The organism is Candidatus Zixiibacteriota bacterium (genome assembly GCA_021159005.1).
Taxonomy (GTDB): Bacteria; Zixibacteria; MSB-5A5; order UBA10806; family 4484-95; genus JAGGSN01.
Map to the genome: position 1 here is coordinate 1 of JAGGSN010000012.1, position 22,987 is coordinate 22,987.

The window sequence follows — 22,987 nt, forward strand, 5'->3', positions numbered from 1 at the left end:
TGGTCATTGCAGAGCCTTATCGTCAACAGCTTATGATGTTTGACCGGCACAGCCGGCATTGGCGATCTGACTGCAAAAATTGGCGCAATCCACGCCCTGCGAATGCCAATTACAATAACGGAAGTTGTAGTTGGGCCATTCCCAGAATTCTTGAGCATAAGCTAAGGCTCTATCAACCCACTGAACTCCTGGGCCAGGTTGAGCCAACAAGGGACGTGATATTGGCAGAAGCAAAAAAACTATGGCTATATGCCAAACGTATATTGAAAAGCTTTTCATCGGTATCCTCCTATTTCTCTTCCTGTTGCAATTTCTATAAGCCATGTTTGGCCTGCTCTCTGATGTTTGCATTCGGGTGATTATCTTTGATTTACAAAAGAGCCTGGGTAGCTTCCTGAAAACCCTCTTCGCTAAGATGCACGAGATGTCCCACCGCCATTGATCCTATACCTAAGCCATTATCATAAGCTAAACGACATAAACCGGGCAATGAAGATTCCAAGTTAAGCCTCGGTACCTGGCGAAGGGCATGATATTTCGCCCAATTAATTTCTTTATCATCAGTATTTATCGGAGCATTCAAAATCACATCTGAGACAACCTTTGGATACCAGGAAGAATCTCCATAAGTGTAATAAAGCGCTGCGGCTGCATACAAACGCCCTTTCCAACTGGCATTTACAACAGCTTCTTCCAATATAGGCACAGCCCGTTCATCGTGGTATTTCTGATATTCAAAATACTCCTCATTTTTAGATATGATTTTCGAGGTCTGTTCCCATTCTTCACCCCAAAATAATAGTGTAGATGATGCGGCAATCTGAACTCGATGCGATTCATGATTCAGAGATTGTATCATGAATTCCCATACGCCGGGGAAATCTTTAAGGTTTGCCAATGCTTTTATTTTAGCATCGGTAACATCGTAGTCATACTCAGGATATTTTTCGTTAAAAGATTCATATACGGGGATATCCAATATCTTTTGCACTAACTTTTCAGATTGTAATGATGCCGCCAATTTCGCTAAATTAGACAAATCCAAGCATATAGACGTTACTCCCATGTCATTATCTCCATCTGACAGCGCCAATTCAAGAAAATTTAATCCCTGTTCTTCTGTCCAACCCTCAAAAGCTCTTTGTTGTTCAGGTAGAGATGATTTTCCTTGGTTTGAATGACTGTCTGGTTTTTTCTGGGCAAGCAACGAGCTACAAAAAATTAAAGCTATTAATAAAGTTAATATTGTTACAGTTCTTCTTATTTGCATTTTTCCTCCTTCTTAATTTATAGACTTATAGTTGTAATATGTTGAAATGTTTAGATCATAAGCTGCCTCCTCAATTTTCAAAGATGCAAACAGTTTTCAGTTCAGGTAACGTGAGCATAATCGGTAAGGTATACTAATAAAGCAATACCACTGTAAGGCTGATTATCAGAAATGAAATTATACGCATCTTGCCGCTCCTTTTATTAAAGCTATAAAATTAGCATCTTTTTGCTAATTAATATTTAAACACAGTATCTGCTGTCCAGCTTGTCAAGAAAAAATAAAAAAATACTGTTAAACTTATTGCATTAAAGAATAACTGCTTTTAGCCGCCTATACATTAAGCTTAAGAAAAACCATGCCATATATTTTTTACATTTTTTCTAACAATTTTCTAACAGCGAACTTTATTTAACTTAACGGAACTTGACTCAACTTAATGTAACTTAACTGAACTAAATGCTAAAAAACCAACAGATTACAGCTATTTTGTTGATTAGCAAAAAGTTGTCTGAATCACCTCTTGTCGAATCCCTGCCTCTCCGAGTTAGTGTGTCGTTATATAATCGGGGGTCGCTGATTGATTCATTTCATCTTCATGTATAAGAATATTAGCCTTAGGCGGATTTCGCGGTGGATAATATCCTAAGATATAAAAATCATCGCAGGCTGTTGTCTTTAATAAACCGGCGCTATGGATTGCTTTTTTTATGACGGATAATAACCCCCTCTATCATATATATAACATCTTCAGCAATGTTAGTTGCATGGTCGGCTATTCGCTCAAGATGTCTCGCTGTGCCAAGTATATGAATCAGGTGTTCTATTAATTCAGGATGATTTTGGATTTCGGTTTTAACGATGCTGCTAATTTCCGCAAATAGATTATCCACTTCGTCATCTAATGAACATACTTTGCGCGCTAAATCCGAATCCAACCGTACAAGCGAATCCAAACTCCGTTTCAACATGTATTCGACCTTATCAGCTATTCCCTTAAGATCAACGGGGATTGTAATCCTCTTTTGAGCAGCCAGAACAACAGCGCGTTCAGCAATATTTACCGCCTCATCTCCAATTCGCTCCAAGTCATTATTGATTTTCAGTATGGTGATTATAAACCGCAAATCAATTGCAACCGGTTGATGAAGCGCCAGGATTTTCAGGCAATCTTCTTCCAATTCTACTTCAGTTATATCAATTATGGCATCATTTTCTATAACATTTTGCGCCAACTCAGGATTTCTGTTCCCAACTGATTTCATAGCTTTTTGTACACTTTCTTCAACAACAGCGCTTTGCGATAAAATCTTTCTTTTTAATATTTCTATTTCCATATGTAAATGCTTGGTCATTTTTTCCCCATTATATTTAGCCGAACCGGCCGGTTACATAATCCTCAGTTTTTTTCTTTAAGGGCTTTGTAAATACGGTTTTTGTCGTACCGAATTCTACCAAATCGCCTTGGTAAAAAAAGGCGGTATAATCGGAAATTCGGGCGGCTTGCTGCATGTTATGAGTTACAATAACAATTGTATAATATTTTTTCAGTTCTCCAATCAAGTCTTCAATTTTTCTTGTTGAGATTGGGTCGAGAGCCGATGCCGGTTCATCCATCAGCAATACTTCCGGTTTGACCGCCAGCGCCCGGGCGATACATAACCGCTGCTGCTGACCGCCGGACAGCATGTAAGCGTTTCTGTTCAGCATGTCTTTGGCTTCATCCCATAGATAGGCTTTTTTTAAAGTTTCTTCTACTGCTTCGCGGACAAGGTTCTTATCAGTGATTCCGTTTACCTTTAGACCATAAGCGACATTTTCAAACACCGATTTAGGGAACGGATTCGACTTTTGAAAAACCATGCCGACTCTTGTTCTTACGGCTGCAACATCTTTTATATCCCGGTAGATATCGATGCTGTCAAGAGTAACTATGCCCTCAAGTCTGGTGCCGGGGATAGTCTCATTCATCCGGTTAAGTGTACGTAAAAATGTTGATTTCCCGCAGCCGGACGGCCCGATTAAAGCAGTAACCTTGTTCTTTTCGATATCCAGAGAAACATTGAACAAAGCCTGGTTTTCTCCATAATAGAAATTGAGATTGTGGGCGCTCATCTTCAAATTTGCTTTATCCTGATGATGAGGCTTTGCTTCTGCTATCGTTTCCTTGGTCTCTATGTTAATTTTATTTTCAGGCACTTATTCGTCTTCTCCTCATTTTTGATCTGATATAAATAGCCGTAAAATTCAGCATAAACGTCAACACCAAAAGCACCAGCACCGTTCCGAATAGAATCGGTTTTGTTTTTTCAACATCAGGCGACTGGGTAGCCATAACATAAATATGATATCCTAATTCCATGAATTGATCGTTAAGCTTGACCGGCAGATAAGGCAAATAGTAAGCGGCTCCGGTGAACATAATAGGCGCAACTTCACCAGCGCCGCGGCTGATTGATAATATTGCACCGGTTAAAATACCCGGCATTGCCTGCGGTATGATAATTCTTATAATGGTTTGTAGTTTGGTGGCGCCAAGCGCATAACTCGCATCTTTTAATTCCGGGGGGATAGTTCTTAACGCTTCCTCAGTAGAAATAATGACTACCGGCAGAGTTAAAATCGAAAGTGTTAATGCCGCCCAGATTATTGCCGGCTGTCCCCATACTGGATGACTGCCCTCGAAGAAAACGGAATCAATTCCCGTACCTATGAAACCAATAAAAAAGCCAAGGCCAAACAGCCCGAAAACTATCGAGGGCACGCCTGCCAGATTATTGATTGCTATTTTTATCAGACGGGTAATTTTTGAGTTGGGTGATGTATATTCATGAAGGTAGATAGCTGACAGCACCCCAATCGGCACTACGGCTATAGTCATAAGCATCACTAAGGTTACTGTCCCGAATATTGCCGGAAAAATACCGCCAGACTCCATGCCATTCTGAGGGGGCTGGGTTAAAAATCCCCAGCTTATTGTGCCGATACCTTCAAGAACGATGTTAATTATAATAACTGCTAAAATCGCTATTATGATGAGTACCGCCAGCAATGTAAGACTACGCGGAATGAAATCGCTTGATTTGGTTTTAAACTTATATGATATCGAATCTATTGCAGTGCTTGTTATCTCTTTTTCTGCGGCAGTTTTCACTAATTTTCACCTTGTATCTTGATTTTTAGCTTTGCCAGTACAAATTCGCCGCCAAGATTTATCATAAATGTAAAAATAAACAATAGTGTTCCTATGAAGAATAAAACGTTATAGTGAGCACTTCCAAAAACTACCTCCCCCAGCTCGGCAGCTATAGTTGCCGAAAAGGTTCTGACTGAATCGGTCAAACTGCCCGAAATAATCGCGGCATTGCCTGAGGCCATCAAAACAATCATCGTTTCTCCTATAGCTCTGCCAAAACCGAGCACAATGCCGGCGGCAATCCCAGGCAAGGCGGCAGGTAAAACCATAGTAAACGAGACCTGCCAGTGGCTGGCTCCAAGCGCCAACGCCGCCTCACGCAATGACCTGGGAACGGAAGTTAAAGCATCCTCAGCTATTGAAAATATGATAGGGATAACCGCACAACCAAGCGCAATACCGGCGTTTGTTGCATTCAGCCTGAATGTTAATCCCAGTGTTTTCTGTAAAGCCGTAGCTAAAATCATCAGCGCGAAAAACCCAAGCACTACTGAGGGGATTCCAGCCAACAGCTCAATAGCCGGCTTGATTATCTCACGAGAATGTTTTGAGGCAAACTCCGAGGAGTATATCGCCGCGCCAACGCCCAATGGTACAGCTATCAACATCGCTATAATTGCCGCCTTAAGAGTGCCGATAAATAACGGCAATAACGAATACTTGGGAACATCAGAATTGGGCTGCCATGACCATTTCGCATCCCGACCCTCATAATATTCCTGTTTGAATGTCATCTTATGCAGACTGGCTTCCTCTTGCATCTCGGAATTGGTGAAAATCGGGATTGATTCCTTGAAGATGAAAACGAATATGAGCAGGACTGCGATCATAGCGACAAAGGCATTCAGCGCGATAAATTTTTTGCCTAAGAACTCAAGCGCTCTGGATTTCTTTTTAAATTTGTATTCTTCCATTATTTTAATACTTTACAATTTTCAGGCATTCACAAGGGCGTATGCAATACGCCCCTACGCAAGACCGTATATATTTATTGTGGCTGGTGTATGTCCTCGCCCCAAGCCATACGGCCTGTAGGGACACTTCCGTATGCACCAGTTAGCAGATGAGTCGCCTTAAGCGGAAACCAACCACCTGTGTTCACATCCGCTAGTGATTTTACCGGTTTATTTAATCTCATTTTTCAACGCTAATTCTTTCGGCAAAGGCACATAGTCGATGTCTTCAGCAATTTTTTGCCCTTCAGCAGAAAGCGCCCAGTTGACCAGCTTTTTTAATTCGCCTTTAGGAACGCCATTAAAGAACCAATATAGTTCGCGGGAAATCGGATATGTGCCATTGGAAACAGTTTCAAGCGATGGTTTAACCGTTTGGTCATCGTCTGCCTTTTTTATTGCGGCAAACTTTACGCCTTTAGCCCAGGCTATTCCGCCATAGCCGATGCCGTATTTATCCTTGGATACGGCATTAACAACAGCCGCTGTGCCGGGAAGTGTTTGAGTATAATCCGAGTAGTCTTCTTTGTTTAGAACTTTCTTTTTAAAGAAGGCATAGGTTCCGGAATTATTTTCACGGCCGTAAAGAATTATCTTATGGTCGGGACCGCCAACCTCATTCCAATTTGTAATAGCGCCGGTATATATTCCTTTAAGCTGAGAAAAACTTAACTCATCCACGTGGTTATCTTTATGTAAAAAGACTGCTATTCCATCAAGGGCAACCGAGATTCTATAGACATCGATGCCTTTTTCTGCGGCGAGCTTGTATTCCTTTTCCTTCATGTCGCGTGATGCCTCACAGATATCGGTTGTTCCATTAAGCAAGGCCGCAATTCCGGTTCCTGACCCGCCGCCGGATACCTGAATTATAATATCTTCATTTTTCATATATTCCTCAGCCCACCTTTGCCCCAGGCGAACAAGTGTATCGGAACCTTTGATTGTGATATTAGTTCCGGCGAAAGCGAAACAGGCTGCGGCAAGCAGCGCAATTGTAATGACTAAGATTTTTTTCATCGTACTCTCCTTGAAAGGGTTTTTTCTTTATTTTCATTATTACATTACTATTTCAATGTTAGGGAATTGTTAGGAACCCATTATGTTTTAGTGAAATGTTAAAACTTCAACTGCAAATCGACTTGCAATCTTTTAAAATCAGATTCATTCTGTTCCAAACCGATTTTATTCATGAAATAGCTCACTTTAAAGGCGCTGTTTTTAGCGAATTGATAAGCGCCGCCAATCTCATGACCCTTGCCATCAGTACCGCCGCCGCGGAAATCGGAATCTGTATACATACCCACTACGGCATCTTTTTCAAGCTCTCGATAATTATAACGGCAAGACCATGAACCTGGTTTTTTCGCTTTACCGACACGAACGCCAATTAGCCAGCCATTACAATCGTTATCAACGGCGGTATTCGCTACATAATCGCCCATTAGTACGACCGGGATATTGCCAAGTTTATGGCTAACTTCGCCAAATAATTCGAGGAGCTGGTAATCATTGATATATAAGCCTGAGGTATCAACCGTGTTGCCCATCGGATCACCAGCATCGAAAAAGGGTTCAAAACCAACAGTGTTAATATAATTAAAGAAACCAGCGCCGGCAGTAATGCCGGATTTTTTATCATTCAGATTATATTTAAAGAAGCCCTGTCCGGCAGCCATCCATGAATCATCGTCGGAAGAACGTTCTTCAAGCCAAAGTCCAGCCGTCATGACAGTAATAGAAATATTCTGTAAGTCCTTTTTAAAAGCAACGACACCGCCTTCAGGATTCATGTCTCCATCCCATATCAATTCAGATTTGCCCGGCTTGAAAAATGGATTTTTAAATTTCCCTCCTTTAATTGACAAACCTTCAATTACTTTTGGATTGATTTCAAGGTAAGCCAAATCCAGCATTAAATTTTTTGTGGAATAACCATTGTCCAAAGTCTGATTAGTTGATACAGGGTCGTCCGAGCCTGTCGCCAACTGCAAACCGACCTTTGTTGTTTGGTTTACATTTGCCTGCAATCCAAATCGAGCGCGAATCCTTTGCCTGTTGCGGGTATCCTTACCCTCTTTATCAATCATTTCATGGCGATACCTGAAATCGCCCTTTACCTTGATGTTTTCCCACCAGTCGCTTGCCAGTGAGGTAGTCGCCAGCAAGGCAACACATAGAAAAGTAATGATTGGTTTTGCCATTTGGAATTTTCCTCCTTGTTTTGCTTTTTTCATTTTGACACCTTCTCCTTTTCCCTGACATTTTAATCAGTTAATTTTTGATTAGTATTAAACACTGAATTTGTTAGGGAATTATTAAGGAAACATTAATATCGTATGATTTTGAGCGGTTATAAATTATTCATGGGCGGTATCGGCAACAGGCATATTCCGGTTGTTGTTAAATGGTAGCATTGAAAATTATTTCACTACTATGGAAAAAGTTGGGGCGGGATTAACTGTTTAGGCAGGTCGCAGTGAAGCATAACCTGCCGATTTTCTTAACATGCAAAATGTATCAGTTTATCCGCCTTAGGCGGACTACGAACTGATACGATATAAATTATACATTTATTAATAAACTATAACTTGTTTGTAATCATAGGCAGATGAATTGCAAACGTACTGCCGCTTCCGGGAGCGCTTTCAACTCTTACTTTGCCATTATGCACAAGAACGATATGTTTTACAATAGCCAACCCTAAGCCGGTTCCGCCAAGCTCACGGCTTCTCTCTTTATCAACTCTGTAAAACCGTTCAAAAAGTCGGGGATGATGTTCTTTTGGTATTCCGCAGCCTTTATCGATAATTTTAATTACAAGTTCATTTTCTTCAATCGCCGCTTTAACTGTAATATCGCTGCCTTGCGGACTGTATTTAATAGCATTATCGAGAAGATTTACGACAGCCTGCTGGAATATATCAAAGTTGATTTTTACTTTTAAACTGCCGTCACAAATAAGTTCAATATTGATATCTTTCGCTTGAGCAGACGTCTCGCAAAACTGAATGCTTGCCTGAAGTGTTTTCTTTAGCTGCTCCTCTTTAAACTCAATCTCAGCCTTTTCGTATTCCTGTTCGATTCTCGATAGCTTTAGCAAGTCTTCAATTATTGCATTCAGGCGGTCTGTGTGTTTAATGATTATTTTCAGGAATCGACTGGCTTCTTGCGGCTCGTTAATAGCTCCGTCGATGAGCGTTTCAACAAAACCTTTGATTGAGGTGATAGGGGTTTTAAGTTCATGAGATACATTAGCGACAAAATCGCGGCGTATGTTTTCGAGCTGCCGTAAGCGCGTAATATCGTTTAACACGATTACCGCTCCGATATGTTTCATGTCTGCATCATGCAGAACATTGCCATGAACCTGAATAGATCTCTGACCGTTGTTGTACAGGGTTAATTCATCTTCTAAGGGATGTGTTTCCATAAGAGCTTTTTTAATAAACTTATGCAAGTATGTGTTTCTAACAACTTCATGTATATAACATCCCGCGGCTGTATCGACACTTACTCCCAGCATATGTTCTGCCGTCTTGTTTATATTAATAATCTTCTCGTCTAAATCTACTGCCAGAACTCCCTCGACCATGCTGGAAAGTATTGCCTCTTGTTCGTTTCGTTGTTTTACCACTGTTTGAATTTTGTAATCGAGCTGTTTCGCCATTTGGTTCATCACATCTGAAAGCTTATCCATTTCTATAGAGTTATGTTCCGGGATGCGCTGTGACAATTTACCTTCAGCAAACTGTCGGGCAATTATTCCCATTTGCTTTATAGGCATGCTGACACGACGAGAAGTGTAAACACTGGCGCCGATAATAAAAATTGCAATTGCTATCCCCCCCAGTGTTACTTTGATATACACCTTATCTAAAGCTTTATTAATGGCTGATATTGGAATAGAAACGCGAACAACGGCAGTTATATCATTATTATCAAAAATAGGCATGGCAACATACATAAGGTTTTTGTGAAGCGTATAACTGTATCGGGTTGAGATGCCGATATCGCCGGCTAAGGCAGAAATTATTTCAGCTCGGTGAGCATGATTATCCATTGTTTTCGGCTCTTCATACGAATCGCCAATTACTTTTCCTGATGGCAAAATTATAGTAATTCTCGTATTAGTTTCTCCGCCAAGCTGTTTGCATAGTAAATCTATATCTTTATGATTGCCATCAACCATTAAAGCGGGAATTTGATTTTTAACCAATATTGCTCTTGTCCGCAGGTCTATGGCTGCTTTCTCAAGATAGAACTCTTTAAATGAATGCGAAAGATATATCGTAATAACCAAAATCGACAGGATAGTTATCAGCCAAAGCATCGGGAAAAGCTGCCATATCAATCGCTTTTTTTTCATGGCTGTTCCCTGAACCTATAGCCGACACCGCGGACAGTTTCAATATACTCGCTGTATTTACCAAGCTTTTTCCGCAGTCCGACAATCTGCACATCAACAGTGCGGTCGGTAACAATATAGTCATCGCCGCGGATAGCATCAACAATCTGGTAGCGCGTGAACACCCATCCCGGACGGCTGGCCAGAAAATGCAGCAGCCGGAATTCCGTCAGCGTTAAAGGAATGATTTTATTATCAATTAAAACCTCATGACGCCCCGGATGAATAACAACACCTTGTATTTTAATCACAGCACTCTGTTCAACGGGTTGTTGATTTTTTCGTCGAAGACAGGCTCTGATGCGAGCAATCAGGATTTTGGGACTGAAGGGTTTGGTAATATAATCATCAGCGCCAAGCTCCAAGCCAATAACAATATCCGCCTCCTCGCCTTTTGCAGATACTATGATTATTTGAATATCAGCAGTTGCCGGATTAGCCTTAAGGAGTTTGCATATCTCTAATCCATCAATACCTGGCAACATCAAATCAAGAAGCGCCATATCAGGCTTTTCCGATTTGGCCATTTCAAGCCCATCCTCGCCAGACATTGCAGTGATAACATGGTAACCCTCTTTGCGAAGGTTGTATTCTATCAATTCTACAATATCTCTGTCATCTTCAACGACCAATATTTTTACATTTCTGGCAAGCATAATATCAAATAATATCATATTATTTGTTAGAATTGTATTAGTATTTTATAATAAAATGGTTAAATTTCAATATTGCCTGCTGTTTTGCGGTGTTTTTTCTCGAAATTCATTCAAAAGCAACAGGTATTCAAATATCTTGCTTATATTTAGAATGTTTAATAAATTCTAAATGATTTTATAAAAGAACCGGTGATGGCATGTATAAGTTTATAAGCGCTCTTAGTCAATCACGTAAAAAGGAGATAATTATGCTGGATAATCCTATTATAAAAGCTATGTTAAACCGCAAATCAATTCGAAAATTTACAAACAAATCACCGTCCGATGAAATAATCAATACTATTGTTCGAGCCGGACAGCAGGCTCCTTTCGTCTCACAGCTCTGCAGTATATTACTATCTCGGGATAGGGATAAAATTCCTTATAAGGCTCCGTTATCATTTATCTTTTGTGTCGATTCGTACAAGCTGGAACTGATTATGGCCAAAAGGGAGTGGAAATTGATTACTAATGATCTAATGCTGTTGATTCTAAGCATTCAGGATGCTGCTTTGATGGGTCAAAATATGGTAATGGCGGCAGAAAGTCTTGGTTTGGGAAGCTGTCATATCGGCATGATCCCCTACGAAGCCGAACCGATAGCCAAACAATATAAACTACCCAAGCGAATATTTCCTATAGTTCAGCTGGTTATGGGTTATCCGGCCGAATCGCCGCCGCCAAGGCCTCGCTATCCGATGAATTTTACGCTTTTTGAGGATGAATATCCGGACTTCGACGAGGAAACTATCGAAAATGCTATGCAGGCAATGGATGAAGGGTATTTATCGCAAGACTACTACCGCAAGGCAGGCTTAATGTTAGAACTTAAAGGCGATAAAGAGGAGACTTTTGATTTTGACACATATAGCTGGACCGAACATATTTCGCGCAAGTGGGGACAGCGGTTAGAATCATTAGCAATACTACAGAAACAATTTGAGAAACGCGGCTTTAAAATCTGATATATATAATTAACTGCTTGTAAGCATTAATGAGTTACGCCCGGATAAAGTTAGCTCGATAGAGTCTGGCTATCCAAACGCATAAGAAATAGCCATACAGTAATGACTTAAGATAATAGTTATATTGTGAAACACAGACAGATAATTACTATAATCAACAGCTAAGTTACCGATATAAATATTATTGATATAATGTAAATAAAAACGGTTGCAGAAGCTTGTTCCCTATAAAGGCTTAAAACCGAAACAATTTGTTTCTAAAACACAGATAGGAAATTAAACAAGCTTATAAAAGGTCGAAAAGAAAGTGAAAATCAGAACCAAAATTTATTTCATTTCCCTATCGTTAATTTTAATAGTGGGATTATCCACTTTATTAATCGTCAGGGATTTATCAACAAAGGCTATCAAAAGAGAAATTAGCACCCGTTTAACCGCCAACGCGCAATCGCGGGCGCACCATATTGAAACGGTTTTAGGTGAATATAAAAATATAACCCTGACACTGGCAGCGGGAAATCCTTTTAGAGATGCTGTAAACACGAAGATAAATTCTTATCAAAGAGTAAAGCAAGTTAACAGAAGGATAAAAAGCATTATACAATCTTATGATGATATTTCAAGAATTAGAGTTTTAAATAAAAACGGCATAATAATAGCCTCCAGTAATACAGATGTTGGACTTGATAAAAGCGCTCAGGATATTTTCCTAAAAGGGAAGGAAAGCGCTTATCTTGGAGATTTGCATATTTCAAAGTTTACGAACGACATTGTTATAAGCGCATCCGCGCCCATTTTTCTAAATGGCTTATTCTCAGGGGTTGTTGTTATAAATTTCAATACAGATAAATTATTTTCAATAACAGAGGATAAGACCGGATTAGGGAAAACGGGGGAAATATACCTTGTAAATAAAGACGATTATATAATCACCCCTTCCAGATTTCTTGACGATGCGGTCTTGAAAAAGAAAATTGATATAGGAAAATTAAAGCATGATTTTATAAACGCAGAACAAACAAGCAGCCAAGAACATGAAAACATAGCGCTATCATTTAAAAATTATAGAGGTATTGATATTCTTGCGGTTCATTCATATATACATGAGATGGACTGGATATTGCTGGCTGAAATAAGCGAGGATGAAGCATTTGCGCCGGTTGATGATTTGACTAATAAAATATTATTAATCATAGCTGTTCTTTTAGTTTTTGGGGTATTGCTTTCGTTTTTTGTATCAAACAATATAACCAAACCGATTTTAAAATTATATCAAGGCGCTGAGGAGATATCAAAAGGGAACCTCAATCATACAATAGGCATCAAGGCAAAAGATGAAATCGGACAATTAGCGAATATGTTCGATGATATGACATTAAGCTTGAGGAAATCTCAAGAAAAAACAGAAAAACACAGCCGGGTACTCGAGAAAACAGTTAAGGCAAGGACTAAAGAGCTACGCGAAAAAATCGAGGAAATCGAGCAGCAAAATGCTGTAATGGCAAATATCGCATCCGACCTTGGAGACGCAAATGAGAATTTAGAGAAAGAAGCAGAAGAGCGCAAGCAGACAGTGAAAGCCCTACAAGAAAGCGAGGAGAAATTTTACAGCCTTAGTTCAAATGCATTGGATGCAATAATAATGATGGGACCGCAGGGCGAAATTACTTTCTGGAATAAGGCATCAGAAAATATGTTTGGCTATTCCAGCGATGAGGTAATAGGAAAAGGACTTCATGCTATTATTGTGCCAGAAAAATACCGCGAGAAATATGTCAAAGCATTTCCTTTATTCGAGAAAACCGGCCAAGGCGCAGCCATCGGAAAAACATTAGAGCTAACAGCATTAAGAAAAGATGAAAGCGAATTTCCTGTCGAATTATCGGTTTGGGCTATACGATTACAGGAACATTGGAATGCCGTGGGTATTATACGCGATATCACCGAACGCAAGCAGGCGGAGGAGAAAATCAAACAGACTATGTCTGAATTAGAACGATTTAATAAGATAGCAGTCGGACGAGAACTTCGGATGATAGAGCTTAAGAAAAATATTAATGAGCTTTATCAAGAAAAAGGAGAACCGCCGATTTATAAAACCGATTTTAATAACTCTGAATCGAAAAATGATTTATTAAAAGCAAATAAATAAATAAATAAATAAAAAGAGGATTATTAAAGATGGCAATAATACTGGTGATTGATGATTCCAAGATGTCCCGCAATATGATTATAAAGGCGGTTAGGGCTTTAGGACATGAAACGTTAGAGGCAGAAAACGGACAGATTGGCTTAGAGATGTTAATGAAACACAAGCCGGATGTCGTTACTGTTGATATGCTCATGCCGGTGATGAATGGTATTGAGTTTTTATCCGCCATTCGCAAGGATAACAATCAAACCCCCGTGATTGTAATCACTGCAGATATTCAGGAGGAAACCCGGCGGGAATGCGAGGAATTTGACGTTCATTTTTTAAACAAACCGTTTAAAGAACAGGAACTGATAGCGGCTTTATCCGTTGCTGCAAAGGTAAAGGGGAAAGCAGATGAAATTAAATCCCGATGAATTAGATGCGCTGACTGAGATAATAAATATTGGAGTTGGCAGAGCCGCAGCATCGCTAAGCGAAATGGCAAGCCAGAAGATTATTTTACAGATTCCGCGAGTAGAGGTATTTGATATTGATGCTATTCCTGAAAGTTTAGAGTTCTTTGAGGAGAAAGACATTGCCTCAGTCAAGCAGGATTTCACCGGCAAATATTCGGGGCGGGGAACGCTTATATTTCCTAAAGAAAGCGCGTTTGCTTTAGTAAACCTTCTTTTAGGTCAAACCGAATCAAGTTCTACCGAATTTGACGACGAGTATGAAGGCGTTTTAACTGAAGTGGGGAATATCTTGTTAAATGCTATCCTTGGCTCGATAGCAACAGCGATGTTGGGACCATTAACTTATAATATCCCCATATATGAACAAACTTCGCTGACAGATATTTTTTATCAGTATGCGAAACAAATGGATAATTCGCTGCAGACTCAGGTTGTGTATGCGGAAGCCTCGTTCGAGATTTCCAGGCAGAATATTCAAGGACAATTTTTAATATTTTGCAAGGTTCCATCTATTTCTCAGCTTCTTCATGAGGCAGAAGTTACTTAGCAGAAGGAATATTGTTTTGCCTGATAAATTATTGCAATGCACGCGGTCTCATCAAACGGTTTTGGATTTACTGCCATTAGGAGCGCTTATCATCCAGCGCGATTTTACAGTGCTTTATTGGAATGCTGTTTTGGAGAAGTGGACAGGTATCCCCAAGGAGGAAATATTAAAAACATGTCTCACCGACCGTTATCCTAATCTGAATAAAGCAAATATTCATAATAGGATTATTAACACTTTTGAAAACAACGTTCCAACTTTCTTTTCTTCTTTTTTCAGCCGGTATTTTTTTCCTATCAGCTTATCAGGGTCGGTAAAAGATGAACTGATGATTCAGAAGACGCAAATCCTGCCAATCTACCTGCCGGGGTATAACGAGACTCTTGCTCTTATTATTATTGAGGATGAAACTCGAATTACCCACAAGCTTTCCGAGTTAAGGAAAGAGAAACAGCTGCTTATAAAAACGCAGAATGAAATGCAAAGTAATTTAAAGTCGCTCGATGAAAGCCGCGTAGCAACATTAAACATGATGGAGGATATAGAAGAATCGCGGCAACAGTTAGAGTTGTTCAATGCCAGCCTTCAAAATGAAATCAGTAAGCGTATAAAGGCAGAGGAACAGCTTAAAATGTATGCCTCCGACCTGCAAGAGGCGAAAGATGTTCAGGAACAAAATGCTTCCCGGCTTGTTCAGCTTGTTAACGAACTGGAAGTCGCCAAGGATAAAGCGGAGGATGCTACCCGCGCCAAGGGCGAATTCTTAGCCAATATGAGCCATGAAATCCGCACACCGATGAATGGCATTATCGGGATGACGGAGTTATGTTTAGATACTCAATTAGACGAAGAACAGCGCGAATATCTTGATATGGTTAAATCTTCTGCTAATCAACTTTTAGGCATCATTAATGATATACTCGATTTTTCCAAGATTGAATCGGGTAAATTAGAGTTGGAAATGGTTAATTTCAACCTTCGTGAGATAATAGAGCAATCGATAGAAATGCTGGCAATCCGCGCTCATGAGAAGGGGATTGAATTAATATCATTTATTGACCCGTTAGTTCCCAACAGCATTATTGGAGACCCTGTACGTTTGAATCAGATTATAATAAACTTAATCGGCAATGCTATTAAATTTACACAAGAGGGTGATATTGTACTTCGGGTAGAGCTTGAAGGCGACATCCAATCATCAAAATTCCACTTCAGCATCTCTGATACCGGAATCGGCATTCCAAAGGAAAGACAGGCGGCGATTTTTGAAAGTTTTACCCAGGCGGATGGGTCAACTACCCGCAATTATGGCGGTACCGGGCTGGGGATTACAATTTCCAAGCAGTTGATTGAAATGATGGGAGGCAAAATCTGGTTGGAAAGTCCTGTTAATAAAACAGAAGTTGGCGGTCCGGGCAGCGCGTTTCATTTCTCCATTCATTTTGAAACGCAAATAATTCAAGAGCCGCTGACAGTTTTTGACCAAACTCAATTGACAGGGAAAAAGGCATTAGTGGTTGATGATAATTTTGCCAACCGGCATCTATTCGGAGCGCTTCTTGAGAATTGGAACCTGAAGCCATCATTTGCAGAAAACGGGCAAAAGGCTTTAAAAGCTTTGGCAGCGGCGAATGATAGTAATGATTCCTACGACCTTGTTCTTCTGGATGTGATGATGCCGGATATGAGTGGCTTTGAGGTTGCTGAGAAGATACAATCCAGCGGGTGGCTTGATAAGACATCGGTAATAATGCTTAGCTCCGCTCATCGGTTGGGCGAAAGGGAGCATTCTCAAAAATTAGGCGCATCTGCATTTCTATATAAACCGATTAAACAATCAGCGCTTTATAATACAATTATTGAAACATTTAACCGCGATTTAGCATCGGCAAGTGATGCCATCATCTATGAGAAAGCCGGTAAGAAAGCAGAGGAAGCTTTGCAATATCAGAGTATAAAAGCCGGGGAAAAGCTTAATATTCTTTTAGCTGAGGACAATAAGACTAATCAAATACTGGCAATTAAATTGCTTGCCAAGCATGGTTATAATGCAACGGCTGTTGACAATGGACAGCTTGCTATTGAGAAGCTTGCAAAATATAATTACGACTTGATTTTGATGGATGTTCAGATGCCGGTAATGGGAGGCTTTGAGGCTGCAGGGATAATTCGCGAACAGGAGAAGGCAACGGGAAAACATATTCCCATAATAGCCATGACCGCGCATGTTATGCAGGGCGACCGTGAAATGTGTCTTGAAGCGGGAATGGATGAATATATCAGCAAGCCGATTAATCCTAAAAAATTGTATACATTATTGGACAACATAAGCAAGGATAAAAGACAAAAAATGCCAACCGATTTGCCTAAGCAATCAGAGAAGCAGACTGACAAGACAGCGGCATTTGAAATATCTGAGGTTTTGAATCATGTTGACAACGATATTGAACTTTTGAAAGAAATTATCGAGGTGTTTTCTGAAAGCTATCCCGAACTGATGACCCAAATAGAAACAGCAATCAAAACGGAAAACAGCAAGGATTTGCACGAAGCCGCACATAGCCTTAAAGGCATGGTCGGTAATTTTGGCGCCAAAGCGGTTTTTGATATTGCCCTAAACCTCGAAATGATGGGTAAGAATAATATAATGGAAAAAGCAGAAGAAACATTCACAAAACTGCAATCTGAAATAGTACAGCTTGAAGAGGAGCTGTTGAACCAAGCAGAGACGGTAGTATCATGAGGACATTGATAATTGAAAATGATTTTAGCAGCGGCAGGTTATTAATATGATGTCTGAGGCTATTATCAAGTCCGAACACCTGATATCAAATAGAGGCTTATATAGAAAAATATTCAGAGACGATATTTTTCTCATTCGCTTTGCAAGTAATAACTTGTAAAAAATAGCACGGAAATGTATAATAAAAATTAGCATGAATGACGAAAGTAAAACAAAAAAAGAGCTTATAAAAGAACTGGTAAAGTCACGGCGGCGAATCTCTGAGCTGGAAAAATCAGAAACCAGTCATAAGCAGATGAAGAAAACGCTTCATGAGGCAAGCGGCTGCCTGGAAAAGATTTTCAACTATGCCAACGTGCCTATCATCGTTTGGAATACATCATTTGAGATTATTCAGTTCAATCATGCTTTTGAACATCTAACGGGCTATGATGCTGTTGATGTTATCGGTAAGAAATTGCATATACTAATCCCTGAGTCAACCCGTGAGAGTACATTAAACAAAATCAAGCGTACCTCAGATGGTGAATATTGGGAAGTAGTTGAAATCCCAATCCTGCGCAAAGATGGTGATATCAAGATTATCATTTGGAATTCAGCTAATATCTTCGCAGAGGACGGAACCACTATTATATCCACGATTGCCCAGGGAATTGATATTACGGAACGCAAGCAGACTGAAATAAAACTTCAGGAAAGCGAAGAAAAATTTTACGGTCTTAGCTTAAATGCTTTGGATGCAATAATAATGATGGGACCGCAGGGCAAAATTACTTTCTGGAATAAGGCATCAGAAAATATGTTTGGCTATTCCAGCGATGAGGTAATAGGAAAAGGACTTCATGCTATTATTGTGCCAGAAAAATACCGCGAGAAATATGTCAAAGCATTTCCTTTATTCGAGAAAACCGGCCAAGGCGCAGCCATCGGAAAAACATTAGAGCTAACAGCATTAAGAAAAGATGAAAGCGAATTTCCTGTCGAATTATCGGTTTGGGCTATACAATTACAGGGAAATTGGAATGCTGTAGGTATTATACGCGATATTACTAAACGCAAGCAGGCTGAGGAAGCGCTGCTTGAATCTGAGAGGAAGTATAAAGACCTGATAGAAAATGCCAATATTGGCATTCTTGTTGACGATACTACGGGTAAATTTATTTATTTTAATGAGAAATTTGCAAAACTCTTCGGGTACTCAATTGAGGAGATGAAAAATCAAACCTTTAATTCACTTGTGCATCCGGATTGCCTTAAAGAGAACTTAGCAAAACATCAAGTCCGCTACAGTCAAAAATACTTAAAATCACATTATGAGTTTAAGGGCATTAAGAAAGATAAATCAATATTGTATATTGAAGCGGATGTAGTTGCATTGATGGATAGGGATAGCATCAGGGGCTGGCGAACTTATATTAAAGATATTACCGAGCGCAAGCAGACGGAGAATCTAATAAATGTCCAGCGAGACTTAGCTATAGCAATCGGCGCCGCACATAACCTTGATGAAGGGCTTCGTTTTTGTATTGAAGCAGCGCTCAAAATCTCAAGGATGGATTGCGGCGGAGTTTACCTTTTTGATAATACTTCCAGCGCTTTAGATTTAGCATTCCATATAGGACTGCCCCCTGATTTTGTTAGGAGCGCCTCACACTACGATGCGGACTCAGCTAGTGCGCAGCTTGTAAAAGCGGGCAAGCCAATTTATAAGCGTCATCAAGAGTTGGGCATACAATTAGATAAGATTAAAATACAAGAACAATTGCGCGCTATTGCTATTATTCCTATACATCACAATAATCAAGTAATTGGTTGTCTCAATATCGCCTCTCATACATTTAATGAAGTGCCAGTTTTCGCTCACAGTACGCTCGAAATAATAACCGCCCAGATTGGCAGCGCAATTGCCAGGTTAAAAACAGAGAAAGCGCTAAGGGAAAGTGAAAGAAAGCACAAAGCAATTTTTGAGAATGCCAATGATGCGATATTCCTTATAAGCGAAGATATGTTTATCGACTGTAATGTAAAGACAGAAGAGATATTCGGCTGCAGTCGTGAGGATATCCTACAGCTAAAACCGCATGAATTTTCTCCGCCATATCAGCCGGATGGAAGCGAATCGAAAGAGAAGTCGTTAAAAAACATCAATATGGCGTTGTCCGGCAAACCTCAATTTTTTGAATGGAAACATAAAAAACTCGATGGCACTTTGTTTGATGCGGAAGTGAGTCTAAACTGTGTTGAAATCGACGGCAAGGTAATACTTCAAGCTATTGTCCGCGATGTCAGCGACCGTAAAAAAGCAGAAGCAGCGCTTTGGGAATCGGAAAGACGCTACCAGGAGTTGTTTAATTCCGTGATGGAAGGCATTGGCATAGTGGATGAAAATGAAATTATTGAATTCTGCAACCCCGCTTTTGCGGAGATATTCGATGAAGATTCAACATATGATATATTAGACAAATGCCTTCTTGATTATTTCCCCGACAGTCAAAAAGGAATTATAGTTTCAGAAACTGAAAAAAGAAAGAAGGGGGAAACCTCCCAGTATGAACTAGAAGCAATTTCCGCCAAAGGAAAAAGGAAAAACATTTTTGTTTCTATTACACCGAGATTTGATGAGAATAAAATCTATAAAGGATATTTTGGTTCCGTATTAGATATTACGGAAACAAAACGCCTGCAGGAACTCGCCTCTCAGGCGCAGCGTTTGGAAACAGCGGGCAGAATCGCCGGCCAGGTTGCTCATGATTTTAATAATCTCTTAGGACCAATGATAGCCTACCCGGACATGATAAAAGAACATTTACCGGAGAATCACTTTTCTTATAAATATCTTGAAGATATTGAAAAAGCGGCGGAAATAATGGCTGATATTAACCAGCAACTGCTTACCTTGAGCAGGCGAGGACACTACAATTTAGAAATATTGAATCTAAATAATATTATTACTCAAGTCGTTGATCAGATGCAGTTGGTACCAAGCACGCTTCATATTGAAGCCATATTGGATGAAAACTTAATGAATATCAAAGGCGGGTCTTCGCAGATACTGCGCGTGATTTCAAACTTAGTAAACAACGCCCGGGATGCGATGCAGGATAATGGATTTCTATCAATAATAACTGAAAACTTCTATATTGACAGGTCTTCGGAAAAGTATGGACTTGTTGTAAAAGGAGAATACGCCAAGATTACCATTACTGATACGGGCTGCGGAATTTCCAAAGAGGCTCTATCGAAAATATACGATCCTTTTTTCTCAACTAAAATCGCCGATAAGAAAAGAGGTTCGGGTTTAGGTTTAAGTGTTGTGCATGCTGTTATGGAAGACCATAACGGTTATATTGATATTCAAACGAAAATCGGACTGGGGACTTCATTCTATCTATATTTCCCGATTACGAGAAAATCACTTGAGACAGCGGAACCAGGTGAAATCGTCGGCGGCGCTGAAAGCATCCTTGTTGTGGATGATGATACTTTACAGAGAGAAGTTGCGCTTAGTTTGTTGGAAAGCCTTGGCTATAAAGTAACTGCCGCTGATAGCGGCGCAAGCGCTTTAGAATTATTGAAGAATAATCCTCATGATTTACTGATAATAGACATGATTATGCCCGGCGGCTTAGATGGGGTCGAAACATATCAAAAAGTGCTCGAATTCAATCCATCACAGAAAGCAATTGTTGTTTCCGGATTTGCAGAAACAGACCGAGTTGATAAGGTTTTAGAATTAGGAGCGGGGGGATTTATTAGAAAACCGCTGACAATGAAATCAATTGCTCAAGCAATCAGGCAAGAACTGGATAAAGCGTCCGTGCAGGATATTCTCTGAACGCGCAACAGTGTTGTTGTTGGGTGAGGGCATCTACAGCACATAAATATGTTCCAACTTCAAAATCCGGGATTAATATTGGCTATTCAATTATCTTCGGAGTGATAAATATCATTAAATCGGTTTTATTTTTAGTGGTCGTTTTGGTTTTAAATAAATAACCACTACTGTTCGGCCTTTCTCTTAAAAAATCTGGACATATCTCCTATAATGAAGGTGAACTTAAAAACATAAAATTATTCATTACAGGAGGCTAATTTAATGTAAATGTTAATTATTATTTTTACAATGATTGGTTTTCATTCCTCAACAATAACAGTAAAATGGAATATTCTCTTTGGCTGTTTTGCTGAGTAAAATAAAGAGAGAGCCATTTTACTAGCTCTCTCGATTGATTTCTTGCAGCGTTTTCACGCCATGTTATATGAGTATAGCTATAATACCGAGTCGTCAATAGTGCAGGTTAGAGTTCCTGTCTCATCAATAGTCCAAGTATCGACTGAGACATCATCATCAAGGTTGGCAGTAGCAGTACATGTAAAAGTGTTGGCGGCGGCGACCATAGCATAACTATAACGCGCGCTGGCTCCAACATCCACGCCTATGGCGGCAAATGTGGCAGGGGCAACGGCGCTAGCGGTTACGCCGTTCAATGTGTAAACATCGTTTTCCTGACGGTAGGCTCTCTGCATTGTATAAATCTGTTTTAAAAGCTGTTTGGCTTCAGACTGCTTAGCCTTTGTTGTCGAACGCATAAAACGGGGTATCGCCAGAGCGGCTAAGATACCGATAATAACGACCACAATCATCAATTCGATTAATGTGAAGCCTTTTTTGCTTTTGTGGAACTTACTAAACATTTCTCACCTCGTTGGTTTTAGGGTTAATTGTAACTAATTATTTTTATCGTTTGTCTATTTTCTTTCTTTAGTTCTGTCATGCTTTTTTTAGTCTTCATGGTCAAATTTAAACAAATGTCATGCCAATTTGCTTGATATTGTGAGAAAGCAGCTTATCTAATTTCGTTATAACGGATTATGATTATCATAACAGTCAGGCTTGTGTTTTTCGAGAATACTTTCTTTAGAATTAAGCCTTGCATTTTGCAAAATGCAAAATTTGAATATTGATTTAGGACAATGTTATATAGTGTGAACCTTTTGTAAAAAATTATTTATAACACAATAGTGTCAATCCGCCTGAGGCGGACTTGTGGTTTTGACTATTAGGGTTGGTGCGCGGGGATGTAAGACAACAACGTTATATTAATTAATTGAAGAAAAGATACCTGTATTATTAAATCAATAATAATTAGATGTCTGTCAACAAGATTGGCGAATCAGTTAATTGATCGAATCGTCCGTAGTGCAAGTTAGAATTCCGGTTTCATCGATTTGCCAGACATCATTGGCAGGGTCATCGTCGAGGTTAGCGGTAGCCACGCAAGAGAAAGTATTAGCCCCGGCAGTCATTGCAAAGGAATAACGGGAAGTAGAGATTAATTCTATTGCAATAAGACCAAAAGCATTCTGGGCTGCCGCACTTGCCGTTACGCCATTCAGGCAATATGTTTCATTTTCAACGAAATAGGCTCTTTGCATAGTATATACTTGCTTGAGAACACCTTTCGCCTCTGTTTGTTTTGATTTGGCTGCCGCTCTCATAAAACGAGGAATGGCTAAGGTCGCCAGTATGCCTATGATAGCAACTACTATCATTAATTCAATCAGAGTAAAGCCGCGCTCTGTTTTTTCCATAACAACCA

The 22,987-nt window shown here is 39.8% G+C and carries 20 protein-coding genes; 7 read left to right on the forward strand and 13 right to left on the reverse strand.

The window, feature by feature from the left end:
• Positions 1–30: 30 nt before the first annotated feature.
• The gene (locus J7K40_00785; GenBank protein ID MCD6160934.1) at positions 31–279 is read right to left on the reverse strand and encodes an amidase domain-containing protein; all 249 of its coding nucleotides are present in this window, start codon (positions 277–279) and stop codon (positions 31–33) included.
• 91 nt (positions 280–370) lie between these two features.
• Positions 371–1,270, reverse strand: coding sequence for a hypothetical protein (locus J7K40_00790; GenBank protein ID MCD6160935.1), 900 nt, complete (start codon positions 1,268–1,270; stop codon positions 371–373).
• A gap of 459 nt (positions 1,271–1,729) precedes the next feature.
• On the opposite strand from J7K40_00790, the gene J7K40_00795 reads away from it, so the two are divergent.
• On the forward strand, positions 1,730–1,876 hold the full coding sequence (locus tag J7K40_00795) for a hypothetical protein (protein MCD6160936.1): 147 nt from the start codon (positions 1,730–1,732) through the stop codon (positions 1,874–1,876).
• Positions 1,877–1,962: 86 nt separating this feature from the next.
• Here J7K40_00795 and phoU read toward each other — a convergent pair whose 3' ends face one another.
• The 8 genes from phoU to J7K40_00835 form a co-directional block, all read right to left on the reverse strand.
• Positions 1,963–2,625 (reverse strand): phosphate signaling complex protein PhoU, encoded by a 663-nt coding sequence (phoU, locus tag J7K40_00800; protein ID MCD6160937.1) that lies wholly within the window; start codon positions 2,623–2,625, stop codon positions 1,963–1,965.
• Positions 2,626–2,641: 16 nt separating this feature from the next.
• On the reverse strand, positions 2,642–3,469 hold the full coding sequence (locus tag J7K40_00805; protein ID MCD6160938.1) for a phosphate ABC transporter ATP-binding protein: 828 nt from the start codon (positions 3,467–3,469) through the stop codon (positions 2,642–2,644).
• Positions 3,462–4,340: a phosphate ABC transporter permease PstA gene (pstA, locus tag J7K40_00810; protein MCD6160939.1), complete on the reverse strand. Its 879-nt coding sequence runs from the start codon at positions 4,338–4,340 to the stop codon at positions 3,462–3,464. The genes J7K40_00805 and pstA overlap by 8 nt, the downstream gene beginning before the upstream one ends.
• Positions 4,341–4,423: 83 nt before the next feature.
• Positions 4,424–5,380 carry a phosphate ABC transporter permease subunit PstC gene (gene pstC / locus J7K40_00815; GenBank protein MCD6160940.1) on the reverse strand — a complete coding sequence of 319 codons (957 nt, stop codon included), beginning with the start codon at positions 5,378–5,380 and terminating at the stop codon, positions 4,424–4,426.
• Between the two features lie 210 nt (positions 5,381–5,590).
• A complete protein-coding gene (locus tag J7K40_00820; protein MCD6160941.1) occupies positions 5,591–6,439 on the reverse strand; it encodes a phosphate ABC transporter substrate-binding protein in 849 nt (282 codons plus the stop codon).
• 98 nt (positions 6,440–6,537) lie between these two features.
• Positions 6,538–7,623, reverse strand: a complete 1,086-nt coding sequence (locus tag J7K40_00825) for a putative porin (protein MCD6160942.1) — start codon at positions 7,621–7,623, stop codon at positions 6,538–6,540.
• Positions 7,624–8,003: 380 nt separating this feature from the next.
• Positions 8,004–9,788, reverse strand: coding sequence for a PAS domain-containing protein (locus tag J7K40_00830; protein ID MCD6160943.1), 1,785 nt, complete (start codon positions 9,786–9,788; stop codon positions 8,004–8,006).
• The gene (locus tag J7K40_00835; GenBank protein MCD6160944.1) at positions 9,785–10,483 is read right to left on the reverse strand and encodes a response regulator transcription factor; all 699 of its coding nucleotides are present in this window, start codon (positions 10,481–10,483) and stop codon (positions 9,785–9,787) included. The genes J7K40_00830 and J7K40_00835 overlap by 4 nt, the downstream gene beginning before the upstream one ends.
• A gap of 248 nt (positions 10,484–10,731) precedes the next feature.
• Between J7K40_00835 and J7K40_00840 the strand changes: the two genes are divergently transcribed.
• The 6 genes from J7K40_00840 to J7K40_00865 all read left to right on the forward strand — a co-directional run bounded on the left by J7K40_00840 (position 10,732) and on the right by J7K40_00865 (position 21,222).
• Positions 10,732–11,487 (forward strand): nitroreductase family protein, encoded by a 756-nt coding sequence (locus J7K40_00840; GenBank protein ID MCD6160945.1) that lies wholly within the window; start codon positions 10,732–10,734, stop codon positions 11,485–11,487.
• Positions 11,488–11,794: 307 nt separating this feature from the next.
• Positions 11,795–13,639: a PAS domain S-box protein gene (locus J7K40_00845; protein ID MCD6160946.1), complete on the forward strand. Its 1,845-nt coding sequence runs from the start codon at positions 11,795–11,797 to the stop codon at positions 13,637–13,639.
• 29 nt (positions 13,640–13,668) lie between these two features.
• Positions 13,669–14,055, forward strand: coding sequence for a response regulator (locus J7K40_00850; protein MCD6160947.1), 387 nt, complete (start codon positions 13,669–13,671; stop codon positions 14,053–14,055).
• Positions 14,036–14,644: a chemotaxis protein CheC gene (locus J7K40_00855; GenBank protein ID MCD6160948.1), complete on the forward strand. Its 609-nt coding sequence runs from the start codon at positions 14,036–14,038 to the stop codon at positions 14,642–14,644. The genes J7K40_00850 and J7K40_00855 overlap by 20 nt, the downstream gene beginning before the upstream one ends.
• A gap of 16 nt (positions 14,645–14,660) precedes the next feature.
• Positions 14,661–17,387 (forward strand): response regulator, encoded by a 2,727-nt coding sequence (locus J7K40_00860; GenBank protein ID MCD6160949.1) that lies wholly within the window; start codon positions 14,661–14,663, stop codon positions 17,385–17,387.
• Between the two features lie 193 nt (positions 17,388–17,580).
• Positions 17,581–21,222 (forward strand): PAS domain S-box protein, encoded by a 3,642-nt coding sequence (locus J7K40_00865; GenBank protein MCD6160950.1) that lies wholly within the window; start codon positions 17,581–17,583, stop codon positions 21,220–21,222.
• Between the two features lie 82 nt (positions 21,223–21,304).
• Here J7K40_00865 and J7K40_00870 read toward each other — a convergent pair whose 3' ends face one another.
• The 3 genes from J7K40_00870 to J7K40_00880 form a co-directional block, all read right to left on the reverse strand.
• Positions 21,305–21,424 carry a hypothetical protein gene (locus J7K40_00870; GenBank protein ID MCD6160951.1) on the reverse strand — a complete coding sequence of 40 codons (120 nt, stop codon included), beginning with the start codon at positions 21,422–21,424 and terminating at the stop codon, positions 21,305–21,307.
• Positions 21,425–21,656: 232 nt separating this feature from the next.
• The gene (locus J7K40_00875) at positions 21,657–22,082 is read right to left on the reverse strand and encodes a prepilin-type N-terminal cleavage/methylation domain-containing protein (GenBank protein ID MCD6160952.1); all 426 of its coding nucleotides are present in this window, start codon (positions 22,080–22,082) and stop codon (positions 21,657–21,659) included.
• Positions 22,083–22,565: 483 nt separating this feature from the next.
• On the reverse strand, positions 22,566–22,979 hold the full coding sequence (locus tag J7K40_00880; GenBank protein MCD6160953.1) for a prepilin-type N-terminal cleavage/methylation domain-containing protein: 414 nt from the start codon (positions 22,977–22,979) through the stop codon (positions 22,566–22,568).
• Between the last annotated feature and the right edge of the window lie 8 nt (positions 22,980–22,987).